This window comes from Kitasatospora sp. HPM-01-4, from assembly GCF_051374625.1.
GTDB lineage: Bacteria > Actinomycetota > Actinomycetes > Streptomycetales > Streptomycetaceae > Kitasatospora.
The window spans coordinates 2,869,520-2,889,623 of sequence record NZ_JBPQGP010000005.1 but is presented as its reverse complement, the minus strand read 5'-3'; the positions used below and the strand labels follow the sequence as shown (position 1 = coordinate 2,889,623).

Annotated in this window: 21 protein-coding genes; 3 read left to right on the top strand and 18 right to left on the bottom strand. The window is 72.7% G+C overall.

The annotated features are described in order from the left end of the window. Positions 1–53 precede the first annotated feature (53 nt). Positions 54–527 carry an acyl-CoA thioesterase gene (locus ACSMTC_RS12295; RefSeq protein WP_436559718.1) on the top strand — a complete coding sequence of 158 codons (474 nt, stop codon included), beginning with the start codon at positions 54–56 and terminating at the stop codon, positions 525–527. Positions 528–705: 178 nt separating this feature from the next. After that, the gene (locus ACSMTC_RS12290) at positions 706–1,416 is read left to right on the top strand and encodes a DUF8010 domain-containing protein (protein WP_436559717.1); all 711 of its coding nucleotides are present in this window, start codon (positions 706–708) and stop codon (positions 1,414–1,416) included. Between the two features lie 233 nt (positions 1,417–1,649). Here ACSMTC_RS12290 and ACSMTC_RS12285 read toward each other — a convergent pair whose 3' ends face one another. The 10 genes from ACSMTC_RS12285 to ACSMTC_RS12240 form a co-directional block, all read right to left on the bottom strand. Then, complete coding sequence (locus ACSMTC_RS12285; protein ID WP_436559716.1) at positions 1,650–2,054, bottom strand: globin; 405 nt, start codon at positions 2,052–2,054, stop codon at positions 1,650–1,652. A 94-nt stretch (positions 2,055–2,148) separates the two neighbouring features. Beyond that, positions 2,149–3,282, bottom strand: a complete 1,134-nt coding sequence (locus ACSMTC_RS12280; protein ID WP_436559715.1) for an ABC transporter permease — start codon at positions 3,280–3,282, stop codon at positions 2,149–2,151. Beyond that, complete coding sequence (locus ACSMTC_RS12275) at positions 3,279–4,196, bottom strand: ABC transporter ATP-binding protein (protein WP_436559714.1); 918 nt, start codon at positions 4,194–4,196, stop codon at positions 3,279–3,281. The genes ACSMTC_RS12280 and ACSMTC_RS12275 overlap by 4 nt, the downstream gene beginning before the upstream one ends. Positions 4,197–4,352: 156 nt before the next feature. After that, a complete protein-coding gene (locus ACSMTC_RS12270) occupies positions 4,353–5,597 on the bottom strand; it encodes an FHA domain-containing protein (RefSeq protein ID WP_436559713.1) in 1,245 nt (414 codons plus the stop codon). A gap of 46 nt (positions 5,598–5,643) precedes the next feature. Beyond that, positions 5,644–6,975, bottom strand: coding sequence for a vWA domain-containing protein (locus ACSMTC_RS12265; protein WP_436559712.1), 1,332 nt, complete (start codon positions 6,973–6,975; stop codon positions 5,644–5,646). Positions 6,976–7,063: 88 nt separating this feature from the next. Continuing rightward, positions 7,064–8,350: a PP2C family protein-serine/threonine phosphatase gene (locus ACSMTC_RS12260; RefSeq protein ID WP_436559711.1), complete on the bottom strand. Its 1,287-nt coding sequence runs from the start codon at positions 8,348–8,350 to the stop codon at positions 7,064–7,066. Between the two features lie 5 nt (positions 8,351–8,355). Beyond that, positions 8,356–10,803 (bottom strand): serine/threonine-protein kinase, encoded by a 2,448-nt coding sequence (locus tag ACSMTC_RS12255; RefSeq protein ID WP_436559710.1) that lies wholly within the window; start codon positions 10,801–10,803, stop codon positions 8,356–8,358. A gap of 5 nt (positions 10,804–10,808) precedes the next feature. Then, a complete protein-coding gene (locus tag ACSMTC_RS12250) occupies positions 10,809–12,152 on the bottom strand; it encodes a hypothetical protein (RefSeq protein WP_436564660.1) in 1,344 nt (447 codons plus the stop codon). 209 nt (positions 12,153–12,361) lie between these two features. Continuing rightward, positions 12,362–13,309 (bottom strand): glutamate ABC transporter substrate-binding protein, encoded by a 948-nt coding sequence (locus ACSMTC_RS12245; protein WP_436559709.1) that lies wholly within the window; start codon positions 13,307–13,309, stop codon positions 12,362–12,364. A gap of 14 nt (positions 13,310–13,323) precedes the next feature. Further along, on the bottom strand, positions 13,324–14,670 hold the full coding sequence (locus ACSMTC_RS12240) for a hypothetical protein (RefSeq protein WP_436559708.1): 1,347 nt from the start codon (positions 14,668–14,670) through the stop codon (positions 13,324–13,326). A gap of 386 nt (positions 14,671–15,056) precedes the next feature. On the opposite strand from ACSMTC_RS12240, the gene ACSMTC_RS12235 reads away from it, so the two are divergent. Then, a complete protein-coding gene (locus tag ACSMTC_RS12235; RefSeq protein ID WP_436559707.1) occupies positions 15,057–15,632 on the top strand; it encodes a nucleosidase in 576 nt (191 codons plus the stop codon). A gap of 70 nt (positions 15,633–15,702) precedes the next feature. Here ACSMTC_RS12235 and ACSMTC_RS12230 read toward each other — a convergent pair whose 3' ends face one another. The 8 genes from ACSMTC_RS12230 to ACSMTC_RS12195 all read right to left on the bottom strand — a co-directional run bounded on the left by ACSMTC_RS12230 (position 15,703) and on the right by ACSMTC_RS12195 (position 20,065). After that, complete coding sequence (locus ACSMTC_RS12230; RefSeq protein ID WP_436559706.1) at positions 15,703–16,641, bottom strand: GDSL-type esterase/lipase family protein; 939 nt, start codon at positions 16,639–16,641, stop codon at positions 15,703–15,705. A 185-nt stretch (positions 16,642–16,826) separates the two neighbouring features. After that, entirely contained in the window at positions 16,827–18,020 is a 1,194-nt protein-coding gene (locus tag ACSMTC_RS12225) for a methyltransferase domain-containing protein (RefSeq protein ID WP_436559705.1), read from the bottom strand. Further along, entirely contained in the window at positions 18,020–18,151 is a 132-nt protein-coding gene (locus tag ACSMTC_RS12220) for a hypothetical protein (RefSeq protein ID WP_436559704.1), read from the bottom strand. Before ACSMTC_RS12220 ends, ACSMTC_RS12225 begins: the two co-directional genes overlap by 1 nt. Before the next feature lie 192 nt (positions 18,152–18,343). Next, on the bottom strand, positions 18,344–18,829 hold the full coding sequence (locus tag ACSMTC_RS12215; protein WP_436559703.1) for an NUDIX domain-containing protein: 486 nt from the start codon (positions 18,827–18,829) through the stop codon (positions 18,344–18,346). Positions 18,830–19,055: 226 nt separating this feature from the next. Then, positions 19,056–19,274 carry a hypothetical protein gene (locus ACSMTC_RS12210; RefSeq protein ID WP_436559702.1) on the bottom strand — a complete coding sequence of 73 codons (219 nt, stop codon included), beginning with the start codon at positions 19,272–19,274 and terminating at the stop codon, positions 19,056–19,058. Next, positions 19,271–19,447, bottom strand: a complete 177-nt coding sequence (locus tag ACSMTC_RS12205) for a hypothetical protein (RefSeq protein WP_436559701.1) — start codon at positions 19,445–19,447, stop codon at positions 19,271–19,273. The genes ACSMTC_RS12210 and ACSMTC_RS12205 overlap by 4 nt, the downstream gene beginning before the upstream one ends. A 97-nt stretch (positions 19,448–19,544) precedes the next feature. Beyond that, positions 19,545–19,706, bottom strand: a complete 162-nt coding sequence (locus ACSMTC_RS12200; RefSeq protein WP_436559700.1) for a hypothetical protein — start codon at positions 19,704–19,706, stop codon at positions 19,545–19,547. Between the two features lie 53 nt (positions 19,707–19,759). Continuing rightward, the gene (locus tag ACSMTC_RS12195; RefSeq protein ID WP_436559699.1) at positions 19,760–20,065 is read right to left on the bottom strand and encodes a hypothetical protein; all 306 of its coding nucleotides are present in this window, start codon (positions 20,063–20,065) and stop codon (positions 19,760–19,762) included. Between the last annotated feature and the right edge of the window lie 39 nt (positions 20,066–20,104).

The window sequence follows — 20,104 nt, the reverse complement described above, 5'->3', positions numbered from 1 at the left end:
AGCCGGTCGGCGGGTGATCCGCCGACGGGTAACCGGATTGAAGGAGATAGCTCGTGGCACGCCACATCTACGCCTGCCCGCTGCGGTGGTCCGACATGGACGCCTTCGGGCACGTCAACAACGTGGTCTTCCTGCGCTACCTGGAGGAGGCCCGGATCGACTTCATGTTCACCCAGGCCGCCGCGGCCGGGGCCGGGGAGTTCGCGGGTGGCTCCGTGGTGGCACGCCACGAGATCGACTACAAGCGCCCGTTGGTCCACCGGCCCACGCCGGTCACCATCGAGACCTGGGTGACCAGGATCGGCAATGCCTCGCTGACGGTCTCGTACCAGATCAAGGACATCCACGAGGACGGCGGCGAGACGGTCTACGTCGAGGCGTCCACCGTCGTCGTGCCGTACGACCTGGCGGAGGGCCGGCCGCGGCGGATCAGCCCCGTGGAGCGGAAGTTCCTCAGCAACTTCATGGACGACGTTGAGGAGGCGGTCGTCGCCGACGGCGTCGGCAGCGTCCCGGCCGCCGTCTGACCGGCGCGGCAGCACCCGGTGCGGCGGCCGCCACCGCCGCCCCTGGTCGAACGGCCACCGGTTGACCGCGGCAGGCAGACCGCCATCGGCCGTTGACCGCCGCCCCGCCACCGCCGCCCCGCCGCCGCCGCGAACCGACCCTCCGAGCACCGATCCCCGTACCGAGTGAGCTGATCCGTTGAGTACGCCAGTCCGCCTGATACTCGCCGACGCGGGGGAGGCCGCCGACCTGGCCGCCTTCCTGGAGCGGCTGCTGCGCTTCGACCGGGCGGCCGCGGTGCGCCTGCAGGCCGTGCGTTCGGCCGGGAGCGGGCAGCCGGGAGCAGCGAGCGGGGTGCTGGCGGTCTTCGGGCGGCTCCCGCTGGGGAGTTCGGGGGCGCTGGCGATCCGGACGGCGAGGCTGGCCGAGTTGGGTGAGCCGGCCGATCTCACGGTCTCCGCGGGCCAGTTGCTGGAGTCCGTCGACGAGCAGGCCGACACCGTGCTGCTCCCCGCCGCCGTGACCGGGCCCGCGTGGGCCGGTCTGCTGCCGCCCCGCACCGGGTGGCAACTGCTGGCCGAGCCGCCCGCGTTGCAGGTCTTCCCCGAACTGATGGCGGCCGTCCGGGAGTTCAAGGAGCGCAGCGAGGCGGTCCCCGAGCATCACCGGACCCGCACCGTGCTCGACGGGCTGGCGGACGAGATCTGGTCCCGTCCGCTGACGGCTGCGCCCGAGCTGCCGTTGCGGGCGGCGCACGCCGCGTATGTCATGGGGTTCCTGCGCCCCGCCGTCCCGCTCACCGTGCACCGGGCCGGAGCCTGGCTGCGGCTGAGCGCTCCGGCCGGGTCGGTGGCGGTGCGCACCGCCGCGGCACCGGGGGCCGGACTGGGCCTCAGCCCACTGCGCTGACGTCTCTCCCGCACTGACGGAGCCCCCCGCGCTGACGGAGCCCCCCGCACTGACGGAGCCCCCCGCGCTGACGGAGTCCCCGCACTGACGGAGCCCCCGCGCTGACGGACCTCCCGACTCGGCGGATCCCCCCGAGTCGGCGGGCCTGCCGCGCTCGCCCCGTCCCCGCCCGGACCGTCTCCGTGCCGACCGCCTCCGTGCCGTGCCGTTCCGGTGGACCGGGCCGACCGTCGTCAGCCCGAGGTGTTGATCATCGAGGCGGCGGCGTAGGTCAGGTAGTCCCACAGCTGGCGCTCGGCGTCGGCGGGGAGCCGCAGTTCCTCCACGGCCACCCGCATGTGCTTCAGCCAGGCGTCGTGGGCGGCCCGGTCCACCCGGAACGGCACGTGCCGCATCCGCAGCCGAGGGTGTCCGCGCTCGTTGCTGTAGGTGCGGGGGCCGCCCCAGTACTGCATCAGGAACAGGGCCAGCCGCTCCTCCGCGGGGCCCAGGTCCTCCTCGGGGTACATCGGCCGCAGCAGCTCGTCCTCGGCGACGCCCTGATAGAAGCGGTGCACCAGCCGACGGAAGGTCGGCTCACCGCCGACGGCGTCGTAAAAGGTCTCCTCGCTGAGCGTGCCACGTGGGATGTCATTCACCCGACCATGGTCGCAGACGGCCGCAGGGGCCGTACACCGGTCCTTCGGCGTACGACCCCTGCGGGACGGCCCCAGGGGGCCGGGGAGCGTGCGGTTACGCGTCGTCCCAGTTGAAGAAGCGGGACGCGATCAGGGTCATCACGGCGGCGAAGCCGAGCAGGATGCCCATGGACGGAAGCACGTCCATCAGGCCGCCGCCCTTGCTCAGCACCGACTTGGCGGGCTCGATCATGTACCGCAGCGGCAGGGCGTGCGAGACGGTCTGCAGCCAGCCGGGCGCGACGTCCAGCGGGATGAACGCGCCGCCCAGGAAGGACATCGGCAGGACGATGATCTGGTTGATGCCGTTCGCCGCCTCCTCGGACTTGGCGAGGGAACCGGTGACCAGACCGATCGACATGAACGCGATGGTGGCGCAGAGCACCACCGGCACGATCAGCCACCAGTTGCCGGTCAGCTTCAGGCCGAAGTACGGCGTGGTGGCGACCAGCAGGAAGAGCGCGGTCTGGGCCAGCGCGACCAGCGCGCTGATGCAGACCCGGGCGCCGACGATGGCGAGCGGCGAGACCGGGGTCAGCCGCAGCCGCCGCAGCACCCGCTTCTTCCGCCAGGTGACCAGGGTGAACGAGGCCCCGTACACGGCGCCCATGGCGATGGCGTAGGCGAGCAGGCCCGGAGTGAGGAACTGGATCGTCTTGAGCGACTGGTCCTCGACCTGGCTGGCCGCCAGGGTGTAGGTGGGGGCCTTTCCGGAGGCCTGCTGGTTGGCCGACTCGACGATCGAGTTCAGGATGGCCTGCACGCCGCCGGCCTTGACCTGGTCGTTGGCGCTGAAGCGGAGGACGACCTGTCCGTTCGTCCCGGACTCGACCAGACCGTCCAGCTGGCCCTTGCGCACCTTCTCCAGGGCGCTGGCCTCGTCCGAGTACTTGGTGATCTTGAGGGTCTTGTCCAGCTGCGCGTGCGCCTCGCTCGGCAGCTGGTCGAGCAGCTGCACCGCGCCGACCTGGGCGACCTTCACCTGAGGGCTGCTGGAGTTCTTGTAGAGGCTGCCGAAGAGCACCAGGAACAGCAGCGGGAGGACCAGCGTGAAGAACACGGTGCCGCGGTCCCGCAGGAAGCCGAGCAGCATCGCCCGGGAGAGCCCGCCGAAGGCGCTGACTCTCTCCCGTTCCTCCGGACCCCGCCCGGTCGGTGTCTCCTGTGCCGTGGCCGAGGTCGTGCTCATGCCCGGTACTCCCGTCCGGTCAGCTGGAGGAAGACGTCCTCCAGGGTGGCTCCGCGTACTTCCAGGCCGCGCAGGGCGTTCTGCTCGGCGAGCACCGAGAGCACCGGCGCCGGGGCGCGGGTGGAGACGGAGAGCGAGACCCCGTTGTCCTCAAGGTTGGCGGTCTCGGCGCCGGCCGCGTCGAACAGCTCGCGCGCCCGTGCGACGGCGAGCTGGCCGGACTCGACGCTCACCCGCACGGTGTCGTCGATCTCGCGGACCAGGGCGGCCGGGGTTCCGGTCTTGAGCACCTTGCCGTGGTCCATCACCGAGACCCGGTCGCAGAGCACCTCGGCCTCGTCCAGGTAGTGGGTGGTCAGGACGACCGTGCGGCCTTCGGAGTTGATGTCACGCAGCAGGTCCCAGAGGTTGCGGCGGGCCTGCGGGTCCAGACCGGTGGTGGGCTCGTCCAGGAAGACCAGCTCCGGGTCGTGCGCCAACGCGCAGGCGATGGACAGGCGTTGGGCCTGGCCGCCGGACATCTTGTCGGTGTGGACGGAGGCCGAGTCGGTCAGTCCCACCCGCTCCAGCATCGCGTCGGCCCGCTTCGGGCCCACCCCGTAGAAAGACGCGAAGGTGCGGATGGTCTCACGGGCCGTCAGCTTGTTGAAGAAGGCCGAGGCCTGGAACTGCACGCCGATGCGCGGCAGTAGCTTGCTGTTGCGCGGCCAGGGTGCCATCCCCAGCAGCTCGATACGGCCCTCGTCGGGCTCTCGGATACCCTCCAGAATTTCGAGAGTGGTGGTCTTGCCCGCCCCGTTCGGGCCGAGAATCCCGTAGAACTCGCCAGTCTCGACGGTGAGTGACACCCCGTCGACAGCCTGGACATCCCCGTACCGCTTCCGGATCCCGTCAGCGGATATTGCTGCAGTCATGCCCTGCACACTAGAGGTTGAAGAGATTGTCGCGCAGGTCAGAGGCGTGGGCTTAGTGAAACCGTGACCGGGCGGGGCCCGTCGGTCGGGGCCCCGCCCGGTGAGGCGCGAACCTGATGGCGTGCCGGTCCGATGGGGGATCAGACCGGCACGGGCTCAGGAGCGGTGCAAGGTGATCGTGGTCCAGGCGCCGATGTGGATGCGGTCACCGTCGGCCAGCGGGATCGCGGTGTGCGGCGGCACCGGTTCGGAGCCGCCGTTGACCGTGGTGCCGTTGGTCGAGTCCTGGTCCACCAGCACCCAGCTGCCGTCGGTCTGTTCGGCCAGCAGGGCGTGCTGGTGCGAGGCGCCCGGGTCCTCCGGGGCGACCGACAGGTCGATCTCCGGGACGGTGCCCCGGTGCTGGCTGCGGCGCCCGATCCGCAGCTGGCCGCGGCCGGTCAGCGGGATCCGGCGCTCGGGGCAGTACGGCGGGAAGAACAGCCCGGCGGCCTCGGGTCCGCTGCGCGCCATCATGTCGGTGAAGTAGTCGCGGTCGGCGCTGACCACCGCTATCCAGGTGGTGCGGGCGGGCGGCTGCGGTGCGGCGGGCGCGTTCGAGGGCGGCGCCAGCCGGAAGGACGTGCCGAACTCGTCACCGGGGGCGGTCGGCCCGGGCTGGGCGTAGACCGGGCCGGTCCGCTCGAAGCCCTCCGGGTCGGGGAACGCCGCCGCCTGCTCGTACGGCTGCCCGCCCTCGTACGGCTGCCCGCCCTCGTAGGGCTGCCCACCCTCGTACGGCGCCGCCTTGACGAACGGATCGGCCTCCGCGAACGGACCGGCCTTCGCGAACGGCTCGCGCGCGTACGGGTCGGCGTTCTCGTACGGCGCGGCCTGCGGCTGGGCGTACGGCTCGTGCCGGGCGTACGGGTCGTTCCCGAAGGGCGCCGGGCCCGGAGCGGGGAACGGAGCGGGCTCCGGAGCCGGCGGCTGGTACGGAGCGGCCGCGGGCGGCGGGTAGCCGTAGCCGCCGCCGGCCGGCGGGGCCGAGTGCTGCTGGCCGACCGAGGGGGCGGAGAGGTCGTAGTCGTACCCGCACTCCTCGCAGTACCGGTCGGTCTGCGGGGTGCGGCAGATCGGGCAGCTGACCAGCGGGGCCGTCGGCTCCTGCGGCGGGGCGAAGGGGGGCGGTGACATCGGCGGCTGCGGGGGAGCCTGCGGCGGCACCGGCCCGCCCGCCGGGGCACCCATCGGGCGGCCCATCGGGGCCGCCGCGTGCGAGACGGGCATACCGGGCGCACCCGGCCCGCCGAACGGCGCCGAGCCCGGGACGGCCACGCCGGGAGGCGGGGTCATCGGAAAGCCGCAGAAGTCGCACCAGTCCTCGGCCCGCGACTCATGGCCCCTAGGGCAGATCGGCATCAGTTCCCCCACATTCCCGCAGGTCCGCCGTGCTGGGCTGAACCGTTCATTTCTTCACCCGTACCGTCTTGGTCGACCGGGTCTCAAGAGTCATAGAGTCGGCCTCGCTCACGTTCTTACGGAACCGAACCGTACCCTCCCGGGCGTCCACCACGTCCACCACCTTCTGCAACAGCCTGAACGTGCCTTCGTTGCCGGTCTCGTGAGCGAGCCTGACGGCCAGGCCCAGTTTGGCGGTGGCACGGTCCACATCCCCCGCCCGGTGGGCGGCCATGCCCTCCTGGACGGCGGCGGAGAGTTCGGCCTGGCCGGTGTAGTGGGCGACCTGCGGGCTGATCCGGGTGGAGGAGACCAGGTCGTCGGTCCAGATCGCCCGGACCAGGCCCTGGGAGAGCACCTCGGATCCGCCGTCGGGCGCGGGGAGCACCAGGCTGATCCGGGCGGCGAGCATCTCGCTGCCGACGGCGGCGGCCGGGACCTCGACGCAGACGTGGTAGTCGCGGCTCTCGTCGCCCCAGGAGCCGGTCGGGTAGTCCCCGGCGCGCGGCCCGGCCTCGGTCCGGCGCCCGGTCAGGTCCTCGACCGCCGGGGCGACCTGCTTGACGTACTTCACCACCGCGTTGGCCGGGGTCCACAGGCGCAGCGCCACATCGGCGACCTGCTTGCCCATGGTCTTCTCCATCATGGCGCGGAAGTCCTCGGCCAGGCCGGAGGGCTCGGCGACGATGTCCACGGTGCCGAGCAGTGCGGAGGAGATCCGGCGCAGCTCGTCGACCTCCCAGTCGGTGCCGACCCCCCGGCAGTCCGCCGTGAACCGGCCGGCGACCTCGTCCAGGACGCGCCGCAGTTCCGCGGGCTTCTCGTGCTCGTTGCGGCCGTCGGTGAGCAGGATGCCGTGCCGGATGGCGATGTCGGGACGGCTGTCGAAGAGCTGGTCGGCGAGGGTCAGCCAGGTCCCGATCGCGGTGCCGCCGGCCGGGGTGAGCTTGCGCAGGGCCTGCTTGGCCTGCTTCCGGGTGTCGTGGTCGGCGACGGCCAGCCGGCCGCCGCCCGGGTAGACCTCGACGGCCTCGTGGGTGCCCTTGACCACGGCGAAGGCGACACCGTCGCGCAGGGTGTCGATCGCCACGGCGGTGGCCTCGCGGGCGTTGCGCATCTTCGTCGGCGGGTAGTCCATCGAACCCGACCCGTCGACCGTGATCACCACCGCGGCGTCCGCGCCCTGCCCGCCGTCGGCGGACGGCAGCCCGACCGGGGTGCCGCCGCCGGTGGCGGTGACGGTGACGATCGCGTTCACCTCGCGAGCGCCGTCCGCCAGGTACTCGTTCTGGAAGATGTCGACGCTGAAAGCCGGGTGCGACTTGGACTGAGTGGCCATCGCTGCTCCTGTCGAGCCGTGGGTGAAGTAGAGCGGTGAGAGAGCCGGGGGAGACGGTGGTGCGGGTACCGCAGTGCCTGATGGGGCGTCAGGGCTTGGGGGTGGCTGCCGGGGAGGGCATGTCGATGAGGGTCTGGAACGGCCGGAAGTCCACCAGGGTCGGGGCGGGTCCGATGGCGGGCGGGTCGATCGGCAGGACGGCGACGGTGATGTTGTCGTGCCCGCCGGCGGTGACCGCGAACTCGACCAGCGCCCTGGCGGCCGACAGCGGGTCGGTTCGGGCGTCGGCCCGGACGAAGAAGGCCAGGTCGGCGGCGGCCTCGGCGTAGTTCCACAGGCCGTCGGTGCAGATCAGCAGCACTCCGGGGACATGCGGGGTGAAGCTGACGGTGTGCGGTTCGAGCTCCTCCGCGTCCGCGCCGAGCCAGCCGGTGATGGCGTGTGCGCGCGGGTCCGCGTACGCCTCGGCCTCGCCCATCAGTCCGGCCGCGACCACCCGGGCGGCCCAGGAGTCGTCCTCGGTGAGCCGGTACGGGACGGCGGAGACCCGGTCGTCCGGGATCCAGTACGCCCGGGTGTCGCCGACCCAGCCGATGGTGACCCGTCCGCCCGACGCGATCGCACTGACGTAGGTACAGGCCGGCGCGTTGAGGCTACCGCCGGGCGTGAGGGCCCCGTCCTGCGCCAGCTCGGAGACGGCGCGCGCGGCCCTCTCGATGGCGCCGCGCATCGCCGCCTCGGGTTCCTCGCCGTGTTCCAGGGCGGTCAGCAGGGACTCGGAGGCGACGTCGACGGCGGCCGCCGAGGCGTCGTCGGGCCGGGCGGAGGAGGAGACGCCGTCGCAGACCACCGCGACCACGACCGGCTCGCCGCCGGGCAGTGAGGTGGCGGCCACCGCGAACGCGTCCTCGTTGCGGTGGTGGCGCAGACCGCGGTCGGTCACGCCGGCGACGCCGGTGAGCGAGCGCTCCTGGTGGTCGCGCGGCCGGGGCTGCACACCGCCGCACGACCCGCAGTACCCGTCGGCGGCGACCTCGGCCGCACCGCAGTGCACGCAGGCCGCCGGTGCGGCGGGCACCTGGCCGGGGCCGGCCTCGGGGGCCACCGCGGCCTTCGCGCTCGGTTCGGCCTGCGGGTTCGCGTCGGCCTTCGCGCTCGCGTCGGCCTTCGCGCTCGCGTCGGCCTTCGCGCTCGTGTCGGCCTGCGGACTCGCGTCGGGATCGGGGCTCGCGTCGGCCTCGGGGGCCGCCGCGGCCCGCGGGCTCACGGCGGGATCGGGTCCGGGGTCGTTCAGGTTGCGGCCGCAGGCGCCGCAGAAGACGTCCTCCTCCTCCAGCGGCTCGGCACAGCTCGGGCACACGGTCTGCTGCGGCATCGCACTCACACCCACGTCCGGGGACGGGCTCGGTTTGCCCGCTCCACCATCTCGATCCTGGTCTCGGTCCGGTCGGACAACCGGGCCAGCACTCGGTAGGAGTGTTCCAGAGCGAAGCGCAGTTCCCGTTCACCGGCCGGATGTCCGAGCACCCGCACGGTGGTGTCCCGGCCCGTACCCGGCAGTCCGGCCAGCACCCAGGCGAGGGCGCAGTCGAGCACCTCGACCGCCAACTCCTCGCGCCGGCGGGCGTCCAGGGTGAGCGCGGCCAGCTGCTCGGAGCACTCGACCAGGTCGGGGCCGAGCGGCTCCTGGGCGGTGCGCCCGCGCAGCCGGGCCCGGACGGCGCCGATCCGGGCGGCGGTGAAGTGGGTGGACACCTCGGGCACCGCCTCCAGGGCCCGCACCGCGCCCGGCCGGTCGCCGGCGGCCAGCAGGACCCGGGCCAGCCCGAAGGCGGCGCTGACGTAGGCCCGGTCGGTGCTGCCGACCAGCCGGTAGAACTCGGCCGCGTCCTCGCCCGAGCCGAGCAGTTCGGCGCAGACGGCCAGGCCCAGCTTGGGCGCGGCCTCGCCGGGGAACGCGTCGTAGACCGCGTCGAAGGCCTCGGCCGCCTCCCGGACCCCGGCACTCTCCGCGGACCGGATCACCAGCGCCGCCAGTCCCCGGTACCAGACCACCCGCCAGTCGTCCGGGTGCTCGTCCTCCAGGGCGCGCAGCGCCGCCTCCACCACCTCGCCGTCCCGCAGTTCCAGGTGGGCGCGGAGTTCGCGCAGCCGCAGCTCGACCGAGGGGGTCGGGGCGGTGGCCAGGGCGGCCAGCGCCTCGGTGGGCGAGCCGGCGACCAGGGTGGCGAGGAACCCGGCATTGGGGTCGGCGGGGTCGACCCGGGGTACCGGCAGGGCCAGTGCGGCGGCGGCCGCGTCCGGCGGCATGGTGGCCAACTCGGTGTCCACCACCCGCAGTTCGGGTCCGAACAGGGTGGAGAGCGCGGGCCTGGGCCGTCCGTCCTGCAGGCTCAGCACCTCGCGCAGCACACCGGTCAGCTGGTCGGCCATCTCCTCGGCGGAGGCGAACCGGCGCGCCGGGTCGGGGTCGGTGGCGCGTACCAGGAAGCGGTAGTACGACTCGTACCGGGTGAACAGCGGCACCTGTTCGGGGTCGGGCAGTTCGTAGCGGTAGGTGGTCGAGTAGCCCTGGAAGTCGAAGGTGAGCACGGCCAGGGTGCGCGCCACGGTGTAGAGGTCGGAGGCGGGGGAGGGGCCGTGGGCGGCGATCTCCGGCGCCTGGTAGCCGACGGTGCCGTAGATCGGGCCCTCGTCGTCGAAGCGGCGGACCGCGCCCATGTCGATGATCTTGAGCGAGTCCTCGGCCTGTATCACGTTGTCGATCTTGAAGTCGCAGTAGACCAGCCCCCGGCTGTGCAGGTAGCCGAGTGCGGGCAGCGCCTCCAGCGCGTACGCGATGGCCTGCTCGACGGGCAGCGGGTCGCGGTGGCCGTCGGGAGTGCGGCGCTCGTTGGCGATGTCCTTGAGCGACTTGCCGCCGACGTACTCCATCACGATGTAGCCGTCGGTGGAGCCGGTCCGCAGATCAGGGTGCTCGACGAAGTTGATGATGCGGACGATGTTCGGGTGGTCCACCTCGGCCAGGAACCGGCGTTCGGCGATCGCCACCGCGAGCGCGTCCTCGTCGCCGGTGTCCAGCAGGCCCTTGAGCACCACCCAGCGGTCGCTGACCCGCCGGTCCACCGCCAGGTAGATCCAGCCGAGGCCGCCGTGCGCCAGACAGCCGAGCACCTCGTACTGGCCGCCGACCAGGTCGCCGCGGACCAGCTTGGGCGTGAACGAGTACGGCGTACCGCACTTGGTGCAGAAGCCCTCGGGCCGGCCGGGCTGCCCGTTCTTCTCCCGGCCCACCGGGGTGTCGCACTTGCTGCAGAAGCGCTTGCGCTCGGGCACCTGGGGGTCCGTCAGCACCGCTGCCGCCGGGTCGGGCCGGGGCACCGGAGGCACCGTCACCAGCCCGGCGCCCAGGTTGCCGCGCCGCGCGGTGCCCTTGCTGCCGCCCTTGCTGCTGCGGACCGAGAGCGAACGGCCGCTGCCGGTCCGGGCGGAGCGGTGCGAGCGGGAGCGGCCGGACATGGTGCGCGCCGAGCGGCTGCTGGTGGAGTCCGGCGAGGCGGTGCGGGCCGACGGCACGTACGGCTGGGTCTGGGTGCCCGCCTCCAGCGGGGCCAGTCCGCACTCGTCGCAGTAGCCGTCCGCGTCGATCGTCCCGGAGCACCCGCCCCTGGCGCAGCGGTCACCGGGGCCCGAGTGCCCGGCCGCCCCGGCGGGAGCGCCCGCGGTGGCACCGGCCACCGCCGGGGCGAGCCCGCACTCGTCGCAGTAGCCGTCGGCGTCGATCACCCCGGAGCCGGAACACTCCGGCCGTACACATGCCTCGCCCATGAACCTCAAGCCCCCCGTTCGTCCTGGTACCCGGTCACCGGCCGGTCGACCGGCCCGTCCGTCCGCCGCGCCGCCTCCTGCTGGACGGGCCGCAGCGACTGCTGGAAGCGGTTCACCGCCTCCGCCGCCGCCCGCAGGTCGCAGGGCGCGCTCCACAGCAGCCAGCGGGCTTTCTCGAAACGCTCGACCACCTCCGGGTCCTCGGCCAGGCCGAGCCGGGCGGCCATCGCCTTGTACGCCTCCAGCCGGCCGCGCAACTCGGCCCGCAGCGCGAGCGGTTGGGCGACCTCGGTGAGCGACTGCCGGGCGCGGCCGAGCTCCTTGGCGGCGGCGTCCTCCAGCAGGTCCAGCAGCGGCGCCAGCCGGTGCCACTGGCCGCTCTGCTGCAACTCCACGGCCAGCACGATCCGTTCACGCAGCGCCGAGGCGGGGCCCGGTACGGCGGGCACCTCGGTGGCGGCGATCTTCGCCAGCACCTCGCCGCGGGCGCGGCGGGCCTCGGCCAGCGTGGCGTCGGCGCGCTGCAGCACGTCGCCGACCTGCTGCAGCCGCTCATGGGCCTCGTCGCGCAGCCGGAGCAGCCCCTCCAGCTCGACCCGGACGGAGTCCAGCGCGCGCCCGGCGCGGTCGAAGCGCTCGGTGTCCACCACGCCGGAGGCCGGGGCGAAGGGACCGGCGCCGGTGGGGGTGTCACTGGCACGCTGCGCCGGCACCCGGGCCGGCCGCCAGAGCGTCAGCGGGTCGGCCAGCACCTCGGCCCGCAGCGCCGTCAACTCCTCGGTCAGCCCGGCCAGATCGTCGCCGAGCGGGTGGGTGCCGGGCCGGACGCCGACCGAGACGGCGAGCATCTGCACCCGGCCGAGCTCGGCCAGCAGCAGGTCTATCCGGGCGGGCAGCGCGGACCAGACCGCGTCGGCGGAGTTCACCACCTCCAGCACGGTGGCGTACCAGGCGTTCATCCGCTGCATGAGCTCGTCCAGGCTGATCCGCTCCACCAGTCGGGCCGGGCCCGGCCCGGCCAGGTCGGGCAGCTGGCCGCCGGAGACGGTCACGGCCGCGCCGCCGAGCAGTTCGCTCAGCTCGGCCAGTTCGGCACCGCCGAGGCGGTTGCGGCGGGAGCGGACCGCCCGGGCGGAGGCCAGCGCCTCCGAGTAGCGGTCGAACAGCGCCCAGAGCAGCGTCAGGCCCTGCGCGGCGACGGACCAGCGCTCCTCGGTGCGCCCGCTCAGCGCGGCGCCCTCCAGCAGCCGACGGCCCGGGTGGTCCTGCAGGGCCAGCAGCGCCGCCTCCACGGCATCGCGCTCGGCGCCGAGCCGTGCCAGGGCGCGGTCCACCTCCTCCCGGTTCATCACCGGGCCAGCAGATCCTGCCAACGCTCAGTCCTTCCTCTGTCCTGTGACGTGTCTCTGCGACTTCGGGCGCGTCGATCCGGTGCCGACACTCCTCACTCCCTCCTGCGTCGGTCGCACGTGGCCCACGGCACCGGCGCGCCCTCCGTGTGACGTGCCAGGGCGGCTTCGGGCGCTCCGATCCGCTGGCCGACACTATTCCGGACCGGTCACCCGAGGTACTCGGCCGGGTCGGCTCCCATGCTGGCGGCCAGCCAGTGGTCGTAGCTCGCCCGCCAGCCGCCGCCGGCCCGGTAGTCCACCAGCACCTGGTTCACCCTCGCCACCAGGTCGGTGTCCTCCTTCTTCATCGCGATGCCCATGTGGGCGAACGCGATCTGCTCGCCCGCCGGTTCGACGGTCGGATCCTGCGCCGCCTGGGCGGCCGCCAGCGCGGTGTCGGTGAGCGTGGCGTCCACCTGGCCCAGCTGCATCAGCACCAGGCAGTCCAGCTGGTTCTCCACCACCCTGACCTCGGCCGTCCCGTACGGGTTCTGCTTCCCTCCGGGGCTGAGCACCGCCTGCGAGGACGACTGGTCGGCCACGCAGGCGCGCTTGCCCCTGAGCCCCTGCGCAAGGCTGGTGACCCTGGCCGCCTTCGGTACCACCAGCCGCTGGCCGGAGGCGAAGTACGGGGCGGAGAAGGCGACGTCCTGCCACCTCGCACAGGTGATCGTCATGGTACGGGCGATCAGGTCGACCTGGCCGGTCTTGACGGCTTCAATACGCTGGGCCGTCGGGACGGTCCGGAAGGTCACCTTGTCGGGGTCGCCGAGGAGCGCCTTGGCCACCGCCCGGGCCAGGTCGATGTCGAAGCCCTCGATCCGGCCGGTCTGCGGGTTGCGGTAGCCCCAGTGGTAGCTGTTCTGGTCCACTCCGACGATCAGCGTGCCGCGCTGCTTGATCTGCCGGATCTTCGGCCCGCTCTCGTCGTGGCTCGGCGCCGGCGTACGGTCCTCGCAGCCGCCCGCCGACTCCGGTGCCGCCTGTGGTGCGGCGGCCTGGGGCCGCGGTGCCGCCACCGGGGCCAGGGCCCCGGAGCCGCCCGCGCCGAGCAGCCAGGTCGCCAGCACGGCGGCGCCGGCCAGCCTCGCGGTACGTGCCACTGCCTCACGCATCGATCAGTCCCCCTTCACCGGTACTCGGCCAGTCGGTGGCCGAGGCCCCGGAGCACCCCGGCCGCGGCCAGCAGGGCCAGCACCACGGCACCCGCCGCCACCGCGTCCAGCACACCGTCGGTGCCCTTCGCCGACCGGGTGAGCGCCGTCTGCTCCGCCGTCGCGGCCCGCGCGAGCTGCTGGTCCAGCGCGGTGAAGGCGCCCTCGGCGGAGTCGCCCGCGCCGCCGAGGACGGTGTGCAGCGCGGCCTCGTAGTCGCCCTGCTCATTGCTTCTGGCGGCGGCGACGTGCCGCTCGTCCCAGGTGGCGAAGAGCGTCCGGGCCCGGTCCAGCGCCGTGGCCGCCTCACCGGGAGCGCCCGAGCGGGCCCGTGCGAGGGTGCCGCCCGTCCGGTCGCCGCCGTCCGCGCCGGGCGCACCGGCCAGCGAGGCGGTCAGCGCGGACCACTGCCTGGTGTAGGTGTCGGAGGCACCCCGGGCCACCAGGTCCAGGTTCTCCGCCGTGTGCGACTGGAGGGCCTCGATCCTGGCCTGGTTGAGCGTCCGCAGCGGGACGGCGCCGTTCGACCGGCTGTCCGCCAGCTCGGACCGGACACTCAGGCTGCCCGCCGCCAGGCAGCCCAGCACGGCCAGCACGGCGGCGCTCGCACCGAGCAGGCCTGGGTTGAAGACCCGGTTGGTCCGGCGCAGCAGCAGCACCTGGCAGCGGACCAGCGCCGCCAGCGTCAGCACCCCGAGCACCAGCGCGGCCCACGGGAGGGACCCGGCGGTCCGGTAGTCGCCGTCCAACTGCCCGGCCTCCACCGCCGCGAGGTGCTGGGCGGCGGGCAGCATGGTGCCCTGCATCTGCGCGGACGCGTACCGCAGATAGGCCCCGCCGAGCGGCAGGCCCTGCCGGTCGTCCGCCCCGGCGGTCTCCACCAGGCCCGTGTACTGCGGGAGTTGCCGGTTCAGCGCGGTGAGCCACTGCTGGGCCTCGGATGAGGGACCGGTCCGGGCGGCGGCCTCGGCGAGCAGCCGGGCGGCGGTGTCCAGGTCGGCGCGGTAGCGGTCGCGGACGGCCTGCGGAGCGTCGCCCGCGAGCAGGAAGGCGGACGCGGCGGTGGCGTCGGCGTCGGCCAGCGAGCGGTAGATCTCGGCGGCGTCCTGGTTGAGCGGCTGGCTGTGCGACACCACCTGGCCGGCCGCGTGCGCCCGGACGGCGGCCTGCCAGGCCGTGAGCGCGCCGAAGGCCAGCACCAGGACCGTCAACAGGACGGCGGCGGTGCGCAGTCGGGCGGGCGCGGTCCGTGTGGTGCGGCGCAGCTGCGCCGCTACGCCCCGGACCACCGCCCGGGCCGGGCCGGGCCTCGCGGACGGCACCGGCGCGGGCCTCGGTGCCGATGCCGGTCTCGGTGCCGCTGTTCTCGTGCGTGCCGCTTCCCCCGTGCGTGCCGGTACCGCCACCTGCCCGACCTCCCCCGACAGGCCGCTCCGCCTGCCGGAGCCCGCCATTGCCCAGGAGTATGGCCGCAGCTTCGGGCGGCCACACGCGAGTTGTGCGGCTCTTGAGCTTTGTCGAGCCCCAACTCCCTTTCCCCGTACCGGTTCCGCCCGTGCGGGGTTCCGGTGGGTGTCGGCGCGGATGCACCCTGTGCGGTGGGCCGGGCAAGCCGTGTACGGGTCGTACGGGCCGGTGCTGGTCGGGGAAGGCCCCGGTACGTGCTCGGCACTCCCGGGCCGGGAACGCGCCGCCTACCATGGACCGCATGCGCCTGCTTGGAACGATCACCCCCGACCGCCCGCTGCTCGTCGTCGCTGCCGAGGAGGAGGCCGTCCACCTCGGTGACGGCCTCCCCGTCCTGCTCACCGGCATAGGCAAGGTCAACGCGGCCGCCTCGCTGGCCACCGTGCTGGCCCGGGGCGCGGTCCCGTCCGAGATCGTCAACCTGGGCACCGCGGGTGCCCTCCGCCCCGGCTGGTCCGGCATCCACCAGGTGCCCCAGGTGATCCAGCACGACATCGACCCCACGGCCCTCCACGCGCTCACCGGCAGGCTCTACGGTGCGCCGATCACCGTCAGCGAGGCCCCTGGGCCGATCCTGGCCACCGGCGACCTCTTCGTCTCCGACCCGCAGGCCCGCGACCGCCTGGCCGAGCGCGCAGACCTGGTCGACATGGAGGGCTACGCGCTCGCCTCCGTCGCCCAGCACGCGGGTGTCCCGATCCGCCTGATCAAGCACGTCAGCGACGAGGCCGACGAGAGCGCCGCCCGCAGCTGGCGGGAGTCGGTGGACGGCTCCTCCAAGATCCTCGCGGAGTGGGTGCGCACCGAACTCCGCTGAGCGGGACGGGGCTTCGTCGCCCTGGTGCTCCCGTCCTCGGATGGGGTCACGCGCCCGCAAGAGTGCGGGCTCAGCTGCTGAGCGCGTTGAGGTGCCGGTGGAGCACCTCGTGCCCTTCGGGGGTGGGGTGTATGCCGTCGACGAGCAGCTCGGTCTTGTCACGGAGCGGTTCCCACATGTCGAGGTAGTCGACGTGGTTACCGACGCACCAGGTCTGCAGGGCCTCGCGCAGGGCCAGCGCCCTTGCCTGGGTGAACCGCAGGCCTTCGTAGTCGTGAGTGCGTGCCTCATCGACCCAGGCGGGCCCCACGACGACGAGTCGCGCGTTGTGGCTTTGAGCCGTGGCGGCCAGCGAGGTGAGAGTGTCCGCGATGTGCGCCAGCCCGTCGCGGTGATCCTCCGGCATGGCGAGCGGCTGGGCGGAATCGTTGATGCCGGCGGCGATCACGATGGTGTCCGGGTGGCGGGGAGCCAGGAGTGCGGGTATCTGCTCGCGGACATCGGTGAGGGTGCTGCCGGGGATGGCGACATTGAACACCCGGTGTTCGATCTCGTTCGCCGCGATGTGAGCTGCCGCCAGGCGCGCCGCCCAGCCTCCCTGCGGATCACAGCGTCCATAGGCGATGCTGTCGCCCGCGATCACGATGCGCGCCGCCGAGCGCAGCGGCTTCGCGTCGAGGTATGCCCAGGCGGTCTCCCCGGAGGCCAGGAGCACCCGCCGACGGGTGTAGTCGTCCACCTCGTATGCGTCGGCCGCTGCGAGTTCCCGGTCACTGAGGTGCAGGACGGAGCCCTCGACCGTAGCGCCGAACCTGCGCTCCAGGGTCAGGTGCACGTCCTGGCCGCTGGTGGCGATCACGGACTCGTCAACGATCACCAGGGGCTTGGTCGTGTAACCGACCAGCGATGCCGCCGCCGTGGGAACGGTCCGCCCGAAGAGGGCGGTCTGGACCTGCTCGTCCTGCAGCGTGCCGAAGGAGAACAGAGTGTGGGGACGGGACTCGGTCACCGTGAGCGCCGTGGCCTTTCTTCCGAAATGATCACCCACCCTATAGCGGCTCCGTGACCGCAGGCCGCGGAGGTGCCGCGCCGGCGGCGGTCACGCAGCGGGTCGGCCCACGGCCAGGTGGACTCCCGCGGCCCCTCGGCGAGCGCGATCGGCTCCTTGGAGTCGTCCGGCGGGGCCAGTGGTGATCACGGCTCTCGCATGAACGGCGGCAGCGGCCACCAGTCGGTCGGGGTGTCCAGCCATGCCCGGTGGCCCTCGGGCGTGACGGTGAGCCCGAAGCGCTCAGGGCCGGGCCGGTCGTGGTCGAGCCACCACCGATACGCCGCCTCGATCTCGTCCCACAGACGGCGCGGCCCGTACTGCCGGACGGTGAAGCGGTCGTCATCGCTGCCGTCGTGATCCACGGCCGCCCATGACGCCCGGTCAGTGGAAGAGATCCACAGCCGGTCCGCCACGCCGTCCACGGGGGTGTCCTGCCAGGCGTGCCAGATGTCGCCGATGCGGTGGCCGACGGCGAACGCGGCGTCTCCCCGGACGACCGAGCGGCGGGGCAGTACCGTCTCGGACACATCAGCCCAGTGGTCGTCCTTCACCACGTCGCGGAACAGCTGAACGTCATCTCGCTGGGTACGGGCCAGCATGAACGAACTGTGCGGGCTGAACCGGCCGACGGCCACGCCGTCCTCGCCGACCGTGAGGCGGAGCAGACCCCAGCAGATCCACGGGTTGTCCCACGGGGTGAGGATGACGCCACCGGGCGTGGTCTGGCTGATCCACTCGGGCGGAACGCGTCGTACCGAACATGTGGACACGACACGGTCGTACGGTGCGGCGGGAGCATGGCCGAGCAGTCCGTCCCCGCAGACGACGGTGGGGGAGCAGCCCGCCGCCTGGAGGTTCTTCTCGCCCCGGCCGGCGAGAACCGGGTCCAGTTCGACCGTGACCACCCGGTCGTTCCCGAGGCGATGACACAGCAACGCGGCGGTGTAGCCGCTGGCGGTGCCGATTTCCAACACGGTCATGCCGTCGCGCAGGTCGAGCATGCCGAGCATGCCGAAGACCACCGACGGAGCGGACAGCGAGGACGACGGCCATGCCTCGGCCGGATCGTCGGGCTCACTGCCGTCGTTGATCTGGGTGATGACGGGAGCGTCGGTGTAAGCGGCGGCGAACCAGGCTTCGGGGTCATCCCGCAGGCCGATGCTGCTGTACGCGCCGTCGGCTTCGAGCCAGATCCGTTCCGGAAGGAAGTGGTGGCGCGGGTGGGACCGCGCCGCGTCCTGCCATTCGGGCGCCACATCATGGCCGAGTTCATCGCTGACGGCCTGGATCAGGCCGCGCACGGCGGCCTGCTCCGACCCGTTCTGGGGGTCCGTCATCACCGGTGCTTTCCGCCCTGCTGGGGGCCCGAACCGTCGGGGGAGGGCTTGGGCCCGATCACCGGTCCGCCGGGCTTGGAGTGACTGCCGCCCTTGCCGTCGTTCGGCCCGCCCTTGTTCTGGTCTCCCATGATGTCCTCCTGTTTGGTTGGCGTCGCGATGTCGTGAAGCCCCGGCCAGGCCGTGCAGGAGTGGCCTGGCCGGGGTGGTCGGCCGGTCCTCGGGGAGCCCATTCCCCTGCTCCGGCCTGCCGTTTCGGGGGTCCAGTCCCTCCACGGCGCCCGCGACCGGCAGTGATGCGGTGGCGGGGGTTCGGGTTGCCGTCAGGTCGTGATGGCGCGGCCTTCGACGTGGTAGACGGGGGCGAACGGGTCGGTGAGGCGTAGCAGGGCGGACCAGATGCGGTGGGTCTGGTGGTCGGTGCAGCGGTCGGGGATGTAGTCGGGTTCGATCCAGGCGATTTCGCTGATGGTGGTGAGTGCTTTGGCGGGGATGGTGGCGGTGGCGGCGGTCTGTGCGGTGACCTGTGTGGTGAAGATGTGGTCGATGCTCTGGGGTGCGTGTGTTCCGGGGGTGATGTCGATGATGAGGGTGTCGGTGAGGTGCAGGTTGAGTCCGGTGCTCGCTCGGACGGTGCGGGTGGCGGCGAGGTGGGGCAGTTCGCCTTGGTGGGCGGTGCCGCCGGGGAGGGTCCAGCCTTCCTGGTCGTCCGGGTTGATGAGGAGGATGAAGCCTCGGGGGTTGGTGATCAGGGCCTGGCATCCCACCTGGATCCGGGAGTGCTGGTCGGGAGCGAGGTCGGGGTGCATCAGCCGTCCTTCTGACTGTTGTGAGGTGTCTCTTGGCGATCGTGGGACCGTGGCCGGCCGCGCGCCCCTCGGGGGGTGGAGGCGTGCGGCCGACCCGGATTACCCACCGGGGTTGGGGAGTTGGGGCCCGGTGGGAGCTTGGTGCGGTAGTGCTCGGCGCGGAATGCGGCGCAGCCGCTGACCGTGAGGGCGATGACCAGGCCGGTGCCGAGAATCAGGTCGACCGTCACGGCTGTTGGAGCGCGCGCCGTCGGCACCGGGTGATCCAGGCGCCGTAGAGCGGGACGGCGCAGAGGATCGCGGTTGCGGCGGTCAGGAGTCCGACCAGGGTGCGGGTGCCGTGCTGCTGCGGGTCGACCAGTGCGGCCGTGGTGATGGCGATGCCAGTCGCAGCGGCGAGGATGACGGCCATGGCGGCGAGGCGGGCCGGGAGGCTCGGCCTCACGGGCCCACCACCTGCGCGGCGAGCCGGTCGGGCCGGGGCTGTTCAGGTTGTGCGCCATCGGCCAACTGCTCGGGCTCGTCGTCCGGTTCGCTGTTGTCGGCGTCGGGGCGCTCGGGGGGATCTGCCCAGGCGCCGTAGTCGGTGTTCATGAACTGGGTGGGGCGGTACGTCATTTCGGGAACTCCGTGATCGGGGGGAGGGGCGGCGAATCGGGCGGCCGGGCGCGCGGTATCAGGCGCCCGACGATGGATGCTGACGCTAAGGCGGGAATTACGTGATCACCTCCTTCCCGACCTTCACCGGGCCGCCGGCCAGCTGGAGGAACTGCTCGTGGGGGTGCTCCGCCGCGTACTGCGGCGGAAGCGTGTAGCCGAAGGTCTTGCAACCGCCACAACGCCAGTCACGAACACCCTCGGTGCCGGGATCACTCAACTCGACCTGCCACTCGCACCCCTGAGTGGGGCATCGCAGCGAACTCGTCCCTCTCACAGGGCCACGGCGCCCGACTGTGCTCTCTGCGCCTCGGCGCCGAGCCGTACCACCGCAGCGAGTTGAACGATCACGTCAGGTCGGGCCCTGCCGAGTTCCACCAGGAACACGCCGCTTCCGACTACGGGCACCTGCTCAACTCCCAGGGATGGCAGCATGATGCCCGCCTGGGCCAATGCATCGGCCAAACCCCGCCAGGCGGCTACCGCGCTGAACTGCTGTCGCGTCACGAGGCGTTCAAGTAGGGTCGGCGGACGCTTCGCACGGTTGATCTCCGGCAGGCCGACAGCGGCGGCAGGCATAGGGGTGCTCCAGTCAAGTGGGAGGAAGCGGCGCTTCGT

Coding starts and splice junctions, on each gene's coding strand:
- ACSMTC_RS12280 (WP_436559715.1), bottom strand. CDS start 3,282: ATGAGCACGACCTCGGCCACGGCACAGGAGACACCGACCGGGCGGGGT.
- ACSMTC_RS12275 (WP_436559714.1), bottom strand. CDS start 4,196: ATGACTGCAGCAATATCCGCTGACGGGATCCGGAAGCGGTACGGGGAT.
- ACSMTC_RS12270 (WP_436559713.1), bottom strand. CDS start 5,597: ATGCCGATCTGCCCTAGGGGCCATGAGTCGCGGGCCGAGGACTGGTGC.
- ACSMTC_RS12265 (WP_436559712.1), bottom strand. CDS start 6,975: ATGGCCACTCAGTCCAAGTCGCACCCGGCTTTCAGCGTCGACATCTTC.
- ACSMTC_RS12260 (WP_436559711.1), bottom strand. CDS start 8,350: ATGCCGCAGCAGACCGTGTGCCCGAGCTGTGCCGAGCCGCTGGAGGAG.
- ACSMTC_RS12255 (WP_436559710.1), bottom strand. CDS start 10,803: ATGGGCGAGGCATGTGTACGGCCGGAGTGTTCCGGCTCCGGGGTGATC.
- ACSMTC_RS12250 (WP_436564660.1), bottom strand. CDS start 12,152: ATGAACCGGGAGGAGGTGGACCGCGCCCTGGCACGGCTCGGCGCCGAG.
- ACSMTC_RS12245 (WP_436559709.1), bottom strand. CDS start 13,309: ATGCGTGAGGCAGTGGCACGTACCGCGAGGCTGGCCGGCGCCGCCGTG.
- ACSMTC_RS12235 (WP_436559707.1), top strand. CDS start 15,057: ATGCGCCTGCTTGGAACGATCACCCCCGACCGCCCGCTGCTCGTCGTC.
- ACSMTC_RS12225 (WP_436559705.1), bottom strand. CDS start 18,020: ATGACGGACCCCCAGAACGGGTCGGAGCAGGCCGCCGTGCGCGGCCTG.
- ACSMTC_RS12220 (WP_436559704.1), bottom strand. CDS start 18,151: ATGGGAGACCAGAACAAGGGCGGGCCGAACGACGGCAAGGGCGGCAGT.
- ACSMTC_RS12215 (WP_436559703.1), bottom strand. CDS start 18,829: ATGCACCCCGACCTCGCTCCCGACCAGCACTCCCGGATCCAGGTGGGA.
- ACSMTC_RS12205 (WP_436559701.1), bottom strand. CDS start 19,447: ATGACGTACCGCCCCACCCAGTTCATGAACACCGACTACGGCGCCTGG.
- ACSMTC_RS12195 (WP_436559699.1), bottom strand. CDS start 20,065: ATGCCTGCCGCCGCTGTCGGCCTGCCGGAGATCAACCGTGCGAAGCGT.